Here is a 10,133-nt window from a genome sequence, read left to right on the forward strand (position 1 = left end):
ATCTTGCATCAAAACCCAAATGTTACTGATGGTGGTTGAGTCTTGAAGTAATGAGTAATGAGTTAAAGAATTGATCCTAACCCCTTAAACTCAGACCAAAGCATCTTTACCCAAAGTTACTCATTATGGTGCGTTACGGGCTTCGCCCTAACACACCCTACTAATACTGGGAACGCGCCCCAAGCTTTTGACCAATGCTTCTCCCCCTCTCCCCTTCTCCCCTGCTCCCCTGCTCCCCCTCTCCGAAAGCTCCCTTCAAGATGTAAGTATCGCTCGCTCCCGCACCCATATCTCAACTATAGGTATTTCAAAGGAATATTTATTATCTATTTGCTCAATAATATGATGTCTGGTCATGTACTGGAGGACAGTTTCAGTAACTTTATCTCTATCTGTGTTGGGTTGCTTACCTTGAGCTAGATTATATAGCAACTGTTGGCCTACTAATATTTCAGCCTGTGAATCTCCTGTAAATTCTGTCCAGATATTAGTAAAATAGGGTTCACCATAGGTTAAAGCCTCTATAATAGCAGCTTGTAAAAGGTCTAAGGTGACGGTTTGAGTGTGATTGATATTTGCTTGGGTTACCATTGCTGCGCCAAGAAGTTGCAACAAATAGGGTTGACAACGAGTAAGCCGCAAAACTTCTTCTACAATACCTGTATCGTAGCCTAGAGTAAATTCTGGATCTGGATCTCGTAGTAATTCTTCAGCTTCGTGGAGTTCGAGGTAAAGCATTTCTATGGGAATGACACCGATAAAATAACTACTCCAGTAAGGACCAATCTCCTCTAAAGTTTTCACACCAGAAAAAAGAAAGGCTAATTGATCATAATGTTGAATAAGGTGGCGCAGTTCATCAAATAGTCGTAGGGTTATACGCCCTTGGTTGATAGCAGTGCCAATTTTTTCAAATTCATCTAAGTTCAGTAGTAGTCGTTTATCTCCTAGTTTATCAAGAGCTTCATTCAGCCAGTCTTCCAAAACAGTATAGGGACTTTTTTGAAAATCACTACGCTTAGGAGGAGCAGGTAACCCTAAATCTTGGCTACGGCTATCTTTGTGAATAGCGCGTACTAAACCCTGACAAAAGTCTGCTTCACTGGTAGTAACTGCTGCACTTTGCATATCCAGGAAAACAGGTAATAAATCGCTAGGAAATAGCCGTGGTAAATTATATAAAAAAGAGGTTTTGCCAAAACGACGAGGTCCGTAGAGAATGAGGGTTGGGCGATCGCGATTCAGAATACGTCGGACAATATCATCAGCGAAAGCTTGACGACCTTTAAACAGGTAATTTAGATTGAGACTAATAGGATTACCATACTGAAAAGGGTTTAATAGTTCTCCTTGACTCTGTTTCTTCTGTTCTTGTAGTTCTAGTTCAATGATTTCCTGCCATCTAGTGATAACAGGTTGCCAACGTTGAATAGCTGGTTTAAGTCCGAGTCCAGGCAATTGTGTAAATAATCTTCCCAACTTATTCAAAATGCGCTCTAAACCTCGCTCCCGTAACGCTGCGTTACTAGCTTCTAAGGCAGCTTCAACATCTCTGGCAACCTCTTGAAAGCGCGGCAACATGATAGCAATTTCTGTTTTAACAAGAGGTGATATTTGTGGTTGAATATATTCTTGTTCGCTTTGTGATTGATAGAAAGTGGGGACTAATAAGGGTAATAAAGGATGTTCTGGTTTAGCAATAGATACCAATTCGCGAAAGTTTTCGATTTTGATTAATTGGTCAGGGATAATTTGTGGCAAAGCTTGTTTAATCGTCTGTTGGAGACCTGGTGAGGGTAAAGATTGCATTTGCTGAAAGGTTTCTAATGCTACTGAAGCATCAGTGCGAAAAGCAGAAATTAAAATGCGATCATGATTAGGTAAAGGTAGCCATAGTAACTCGGTGGTGTAGGGTGGAAGAAGTTTTAAACTTTCTATAGGATTAGGGCGAAAACCACCAAGTAAAGGAAATGATGATAAAAGACTAATGGGTGTTAACAGCAGATAGTCTGGGAAAATTCGATAATAAGCGAGTAATGTAAAAGGAATTGTTAAAGGTGAGATTAAAAGAAGATTTTCAAAGCTGAGGAAAGTTAATATTGCTGCGGTGATGATGCCTAGCCTTTTTTGCTGCGTTGGTGCAATGGTCAAAGCGACTAAAACACAGACTAAGATAATTGGACGCCAAGATAAGCTATTAAATGCTGCCATTCCTCCTGCTAATAATACCGCTATTGCTACTGCCACTAGTACTGTCACTCCTCCCATTATTCCTCCTGGTATCTTTCTCGTCACTTTTATAACCACTTCTTTGGTTACTCTTAGTGCTACTTCTCCTGCTACTAATATTGCTATTGATACTGCCACAAAAGATGCTATAGTTTGATCCACAAATAATATCATCAGTAATACTACTAAAATTATCACCAATACTGCTACGTATAGTGCCACTACTGGTGTTACGACTCCTACCAAAAATACCGTTACAATTCCTGCTGCAATTTTAATATCATTATCAGTAAGAAATTGGTCTTGCATAAAAAAGGACAATAACAATGATATGGAACTAAAATATAATACAAAAACTATATTTTCAGTAGCCAACCAACTTCCTAGTAAAATACTAACTGTTTGACCAATAAAAAAAATACTTCGTGATAGAAAAAGTCTGTTTTTTTGCATAAACAAAAATATTAGAATATGAGTAATGATTAAAATAATTGTCCCTGTGGTAATACCCATAGCAATTTGATATAGAGGAGGTAAAATATCTAGTGTTTCGTTTAATCTATCTAACCAAAAGTCAGGTGCTTGTAAATAAACTATCCACCAAATTAAAGACACAGATAATCCGAAGGGTAAAAACCACAAACCAGCAACATAAGATGTTAGTAAAACCCAAGGTACTTGTAACCAATCTATGATTTGATTGTTAATCGCAATATTAATTGTTAAAGGTAGAGTAAGAAATAGTAATAATAGAAAATATTGAGTAGTAAAACGAAAGTTAAAATTAAATAGAAGAATGTCCCAAAATTTGGTATCGGGTATTTGTCCGTCTTTCTCCTTAGCAGGAGACCATTTATTCATACGTTGTTGAAGCTTAGAAGGACAACACATTGCCCAATAAAATAACTCCCAAGTTTCGCGCAGAAATTTATTCATAGGTTGTTGATAATTGAATAATTTAGAAAGAATAGGAGAGAAAATGTAGTTATATCCTAACTCATGACTCTTTTAAAAACTCTACAAAGGCACTGCTAAATAACTTAAAATCTTGACGCAATAAACCATGACGCTGAAGGTTATCAATAATTCCTATACTGGGCTTCGCTAATCTTGGTATACCAGCATAATATCGTAAACCATGACGTTCAACCTCTGTTAAATCTCGCCAAAGTTCTCTAAATCTTGGTTTTGCTTGAAAAATAAACTCTATTCTTGCTTTTTCCAAGTCTTGATGCTGCCATAGCATTGCTGCTGCCATTTGCACATAAAAAGGCAACCCTCCAGCTAAATCATCAATCCACAATAAAGATGCCTCGTCATTAAATCCCTTTTTAACCAAACTTTGCCAAGCTTCTGTTTCCAAGGCACCAATAATAGTGGTACTGAAAATATTGCCAAAGGGAGAAGTTAACCCTAGGGTTTGATACAGTTCACTCAAAGGACGTTTACTAAAAATAACCATAGTTAATAAGCCTGCGGAAGCTTTAGAACGCCAGTCTTCCCCCCAGTCCTGAAATTGTTCAAGTCTTCGGCTAATAGCTTCAAATTCATCAAGCATCACAATTATACGGTATTCTTGGTCTACTAATTTTTGTAACGCATCTTCTACCTCAAAGGGATCCTTACTATCATCCTTTGACCAAGGTTCTATTCCTGTAATCTTTTCGGTACCTCTTCTCAGTCCTTCGAGAATCCCTTCTGGGGTATGAAATTTACCATTACTTAGATCCAAATCAACAATCAGTGGTTTTTGTGTAGGTTGAAAAAATTCTTGTGGACGCTCTTTGACATAGCGCAATAGAGAAGTTTTCCCATTGCGTCGCAGCCCCACAATATTAATACATTGAGGGCTAATTCCCCCAATACGGTTTTTTACATCTAAAATAGCTTTTTTGCGTCCATAAAAGCGTTCTGGAGGGACAGGAAGTCCATATTCAAAGGGGTTGCTATCTCTAGTTTGTCCCTCTTGCTGATGACTCTGTTGATTAGGTTTCTCTATCTCGGGAGATTGCTCTAAATTTAACGCTTCTTCTATCTTTTGTAAACTAATCCTTTCTGGTTGAGATGATTCAGCTAACCTTATTAAAGCGATCGCTCTTTCTGTTTGGGGTACGTTTTCAGATGGTAATAAATTTATAGGTATGCCTAGTTTAAAAATTAGACTCTTAAACTGAGTAGGAGTCAATTTCTCTAGCTTTTCTGAGAGCTGTAATCTATCCATAATTATTTTTATACGCGCATCCGATTTATATACCCCAGTTAAAAACGAGGTTCGTAGTTGGACTTTAGTCCAAAATATCCTCTATATAGGGCGTGCTGAATAAATCCAGAAGTCAAAGCAGATAAGGGTTTTGAGCTTTTTTTCTGCATTTAAGTGCAAGGTTATCGCATTTAATTGCTCAAAACCCTTGCACTTTTGCCAGCGATCGCCGTCAGATTTAGAAAATTAGAGACTGAAACTACCACTAAGTAAGCTGTGTAGCCTCCAGAATCACTCGCTTCAACTTTTTCAGCAAGCCCTATATAGGGCTAAAGCCCTACTACAAACTTATCTTTAATAATAACTGGATTTTATTAATCAGATTGGGTATTATAAGCTTATATAGCTATTGTTTCATATTTTCTTGATTTATCCATAATTATTTTTTATACATTGATGCTAGATTTAATTCCGAGTTGTTTCATTAAATTAGGAAGAGAAATTTGACGCAATTGAGCTAATTGAGCTAATAATTCTAGACGATTTCCTTGATGAATTTCAACTTGGTCGCTTAACTGGAGTAACTCATGATATTCTTGTTCGCTTAAAGTTTCCTTATTTCTTTTGTGAATTAAAAGCCGATAACGCTCTCGAATATCTGATGACAGACCTTGATTAATTTTTAATAACAATTCAGTTTCACTACTTGACAGGGAAGGAGCTTGATGTTGAGCTTTCAAGGCAAGAATATCTTGCACAAATCCCTCTAATTCAGATAAGCTTAACTGTTGAACTGCTGTTAGTAAATCTTCTTTTGATAATTCTGCTTGAATTTTAATTGTAGGCATTGACTAATTGTCCTCTAAATAATTGATATAGCAATTCTCATACTGGTGAGAAAGGTTATCTTTTTGAGGCAGGAGGCAGGAGGCAGGAGTTAGGTTTACCTCATGAGTCCGAAAAATGCTATATGTAGCAGTACAAAAAATGGTTGTTTGAGCTGACTTTCTACTATTATAATTAAGCAAACTAAACTCCTTCAATATCTAAATCGCTCAACTCATACAACTCCTGTAACTTAGCCAATTTCTCTTCACTAGGTTGCCAAAAACCTCTACCATTAGCTTCTAACATACGTCCTATGATATTACGAAAGGCTTCTGGATTAGCTTGACGTAGACGATTAGCCATATCTGCATCTAAGGCGTAGGTCAATACTGCTCGGTTAAGAGAAAATTATTGATTAGAGTAAGGTTGAAAGGAGATTAGGTACAAAGCCAAAAACCCCTCTCCCTGCTCCCTGCTCCCTGCTCCCTGCTTTCTCAGAAGGAATATGTTTGATTCTTATCCGAGCAGTATTGAGGCGTAGGTATCAGCGGCTTGGTCATAAACCCAACTATCAGTAAAATCAGTTGTACCACTCCATCCAATCAAAGCGGTAAAACGTTGAGACACTTCATAGGCACCGCCAGACCCCTCATTGACCATGGCTTCTGCCCATTTGGGATTAAGTAGCCTGTAGGTTGGGTTGAGGCACGAAACCCAACAATTTACCCTTTGTCTCTAACTATTATGTGTTGGGTTGCACAACCTTTAACGGCGATTTTTAACCTAATTATTAATTTAGCTTTGAATTAAGTATAGCAGTAGTTCGTAGTTGGACTAAAGGTCCAAAATATCCTCTATATAGGGCTAAAGCCCTACTACAAACCTAGACTAAACTCCTTCAATATCTAAATCGCTCAACTCATACAACTCCTGTAACTTAGCCAATTTCTCTTCACTAGGTTGCCAAAAACCTCTGCCATTAGCTTCTAACATACGTCCTACGATATTACGAAAGGCTTCTGGATTAGCTTTACGTAAACGATTAGCCATATCTGCATCTAAGGCGTAAGTAGCCTGTAGGTTGGGTTGAGGCACGAAACCCAACAATTTACCCTTTGTCTCTAACTATTATGTGTTGGGTTGCACAACCTTTAACGGCGATTTTTAACCTAATTATTAATTTAGCTTTGAATTAAGTATAGCAGTAGTTCGTAGTTGGACTAAAGGTCCAAAATATCCTCTATATAGGGCTAAAGCCCTACTACAAACCTAGACTAAACTCCTTCAATATCTAAATCGCTCAACTCATACAACTCCTGTAACTTAGCCAATTTCTCTTCACTAGGTTGCCAAAAACCTCTGCCATTAGCTTCTAACATACGTCCTACGATATTACGAAAGGCTTCTGGATTAGCTTGACGCAGACGATTAGCCATATCTGCATCTAAGGCGTAGGTATCAGCGGCTTGGTCATAAACCCAACTATCAGTAAAATCAGTTGTACCACTCCATCCAATCAAAGCGGTAAAACGTTGAGACACTTCATAGGCACCGCCAGACCCCTCATTGACCATGGCTTCTGCCCATTTTGGATTAAGTAGTTTACTGCGATACTCTAAACGCAGAACTTCTTCTAACTTGCGTGGGGTGGTATCTTTAGCGAAGCTTTCTACTAAACTAGCGGTAACTTTTTTGCCACTACGTTTCTCAGCGGCTAATTTTAAAGCCCCCGTATTGGCATAATATTCTTGAATATCCGTTAAACCATATTCTACTGAATCTATTTCTTGAACTAGGCGATCGCATTTTTCTAGTAACTGATTAAATACCTCTGGTCTAGCTTTGCCTTTATCTTTTCTCCCATAACTATACAAGTTGCGTTTTTCCCAAGTCTCCGCTAATTCCCCAGCAGATTCCCAATTACTATCTACTATTCGGTCATTGACTAAAGACCCAAAATCCCCAGCCGGATTAGAAAAAAGACGCGCACTCACATTTTCTACTCCCTTTGCTTCTAAAGCTATAGCATGTTTACGAATATAATTATCTTCTGGTGATTCAGCAGCAGCAGCGGCGCGGGAGAACAAATCATCTAGTAATTCAATCACATTGACAAAGCTATCGCGAAAAATACCCGAGAGATTCGCTAACACATCTATACGGGGATGGTCTAACTCTGCTAAGGGGATTAACTCATAGCGCACAATACGACCAGTTCCTTCTTTTACTGGTTCTGCCCCTACTAATTCGAGTAAAATACCCAAAGATTCCCCTTTTGTTTTAATTATGTCTAAACCCCATAACATTACTGCCACTGTCTCGGGATAACTATTATTTTCTTCTAAATGCTGCTTAATAATTTGTTTGGCGATCGCCCTTCCTCTAGCGTAGGCGGCAGGTGATGGCATCCTGTAGGGGTCTAAAGCATGAATATTCCTTCCGGTTGGTAGTACTCCTGGACCATCGCGTAGTAAATCGCCTCCCGGTGCCGGGGGTATATATTCACCGTTTAAACCTCGTAGTAAATTAGTCATCTCTTCAGAGGTTTGGGCGAGTAATTCTTTGATTTTAGTTGCTTCTGCCTGTTTATCTAGATAGTCTGTTAATAATTGTTGTGTCTTTTTGGAATTGTTGTGGCTATCTCTACTAACTTCTGTTACTTGTTCACTAAAATAGGCATCGAGATAAGCTTCTAACTCTGTGGGATTAGGCGCTTCTCCCAGGCAGTGTAAGCCGGAGGAGAATAGACGTTGTTCTAATACCTGTAAATAGGTATAGACTTGATTAAAATACTCTCTCACTACCTTTTTACTAAAAAGTTTGGCATTTTCGACAGTAAAAGCAATCCCAGAATCTTCTCCTGGTGTAAAGCGACAGTCAGACTCTAAGCCTGTGGCGACAATTTTTTCACAAATCACTGTATAGAGAGAGTCATTCTTCTCAGGATTTTCTCGATATTCTGCGATTAACTCCCGTAAAGAGATTAACTCCTTGTATAGTCCAGCGCGTGCGTAGGGTGGCACATTATGAGAGATTAACACTCCATAACCTCGGCGTTTGGCTAAGATTGATTCTGAAGGGTTATTAGCTGCATATATATAGAGATTGGGTAAATCTCCTAAAAGAATATCTGGCCAGGAATACCCTGTATTACCCAAGGGGGAGCCCGGTAACCATTCTACTGTACCGTGCATTCCGAAGTGAACTATAGCATCGGCACAGAATTCCTGCTGTAACCATTGATAAAAAGCTGCATACTGAGGATGAGGGGTTAAATCCTTTTCAAACATCAACCGCATGGGGTCTCCCGCTATGCCTAGGGGTGGTTGTACTCCTAACCAAATATTGCCCAATTGCACTCCACCTATAGAAAAATCTGACCCTAGAGTTTTTAAACCAGTTTTAGTTAATTCTCCCCACTGTTTTTCAATTCTACTAGTAGAGAGATATCCTAACCATTTTTCTAATTTACGTACATGTACAGTTTTACCTTGGGGATATTCGTCATTAGCTTTTATTTGTTGAATTAGGGTTTCTCCATCTTCAGGAAGTTCTCCCACATCATAACCTGCTGCCTCTAATGCCTTGAGGAAAGAAAAAAGCGATCGCGGTACATTCAGTAAAGCTGCTGTACCTGTTGCGCCGTAACCGGGGGGGAATCCGTAGAGAATTAGGGCGATTTTCTTCTCTTTTGCTGGTTTTTGCTGTAGTTTAATCCAGTTTTTAATTCTGCCTGTCAATCGCTTGACTCTTTCGGGTATTAAATAAATTTTGTCCCCTACTAACCCCCCTAGGGGTACTGTATCAATGGCACCATCTAACTCAGGTAAAGCATATAAAACTACACCTTGTAGACCATTAATCCCTTGTCTTGTCCAGGAGTGGAGGTCTTGAATTAATAAAGGTGCGGCGATAAAATAAGGTACATTCTTAGCGGCGAGAATTTTTTTAGCTACTTCTATTTGTCTCCCTGCTTCCATGGAACCTGCGGGACCTCCTACTAGGGGAAATCCGATAGTAGATACTATAGCATCTACAGAAATCGCCTCAGATGATAGAGAGAGAATTTCCTGGTTACCTCTTTGTCGTTGCTGTTGTTCAAAAGGTGTAGTTAACCAATCTCTTACAGCGACATGTCCTTCTACTCCATTGAGGAAGATAGGGACTGGAATTAATCCTGCTGTTTCAAATTCTTTAATTAGTTGGGGAATATATTCTTGTTTGGTGATTACATGTTTACGGTAGAGTAAAATCCCGACTTTAGGTCCTGTATGAGATTTATTTTCTTGATACCATTGCCAATATTCGGTGGGATTGGTGAAGTAACCTTGGTATTCTGGGTGGAGTAGACCCATATTCGGGGTTTCAATTACTCCTGGTATATCAGATACTTTTAACCCCAGATATTCTTTAGCGATTGTCCAACAGAGGGAGGCAAAATTTTCTGTACCTCCAGCATTCCAATAGCCGTAAATAATTAGCCAGTTGCGGAGGTCTTGAACTTTTTTGACTGGTACATATTTTAAGAGTTTGGGACCAGTTTTGAGAAAACTAATATATCCGGCTAGTTTATCTTCTTCTTTGCCACTAGAAAATTTACTGAGGATAAATTTCACGGGTTTTGGCATTCCCTTGGGTTTATCACCAATACTAAATTTACCTAGTTGATTGAGACTCATCAATTCTAAGGCTGATTCAAAGACTAGACGAATAGGAATGTTTTGTACTCTTTCTCTCAACCAGATTACCTGGTCATAGTCAAAAATTAAACTAGCAAAGAATACGTCAGCTTTAGCTAAAGCTGCTGCTACCTTTTCTGTTTCGGTAGTTAAAGCGCGATCGCTAAATACCTCTATTTCTAATTCTGAACATCCAA

The 10,133-nt window shown here is 38.8% G+C and carries 4 protein-coding genes and 3 pseudogenes; all 7 read right to left on the bottom strand.

Annotation, left to right across the window (positions count from 1 at the left end; all coding sequences use genetic code 11):
• Positions 1 to 255 precede the first annotated feature (255 nt).
• Positions 256 to 3,165: an ATP-binding protein gene (locus MW688_RS04145; protein ID WP_486734655.1), complete on the bottom strand. Its 2,910-nt coding sequence runs from the start codon at positions 3,163 to 3,165 to the stop codon at positions 256 to 258.
• A gap of 61 nt (positions 3,166 to 3,226) precedes the next feature.
• Positions 3,227 to 4,450, bottom strand: coding sequence for an ATP-binding protein (locus MW688_RS04150; protein WP_486734656.1), 1,224 nt, complete (start codon positions 4,448 to 4,450; stop codon positions 3,227 to 3,229).
• Positions 4,451 to 4,875: 425 nt separating this feature from the next.
• Entirely contained in the window at positions 4,876 to 5,277 is a 402-nt protein-coding gene (locus MW688_RS04155) for an STAS/SEC14 domain-containing protein (RefSeq protein WP_486734657.1), read from the bottom strand.
• Between the two features lie 181 nt (positions 5,278 to 5,458).
• A pseudogene (locus tag MW688_RS04160) lies at positions 5,459 to 5,641 on the bottom strand (cobaltochelatase subunit CobN); the annotation flags it as partial.
• A gap of 150 nt (positions 5,642 to 5,791) precedes the next feature.
• Positions 5,792 to 5,947, bottom strand: a pseudogene (locus tag MW688_RS04165) (cobaltochelatase subunit CobN); the annotation flags it as partial.
• Between the two features lie 198 nt (positions 5,948 to 6,145).
• A pseudogene (locus MW688_RS04170) lies at positions 6,146 to 6,328 on the bottom strand (cobaltochelatase subunit CobN); the annotation flags it as partial.
• Between the two features lie 203 nt (positions 6,329 to 6,531).
• A partial coding sequence (bchH, locus tag MW688_RS04175; RefSeq protein WP_486734658.1) for a magnesium chelatase subunit H occupies positions 6,532 to 10,133 on the bottom strand: 3,602 nt, incomplete at its 5' end.

The organism is Johannesbaptistia floridana, from assembly GCF_057440575.1.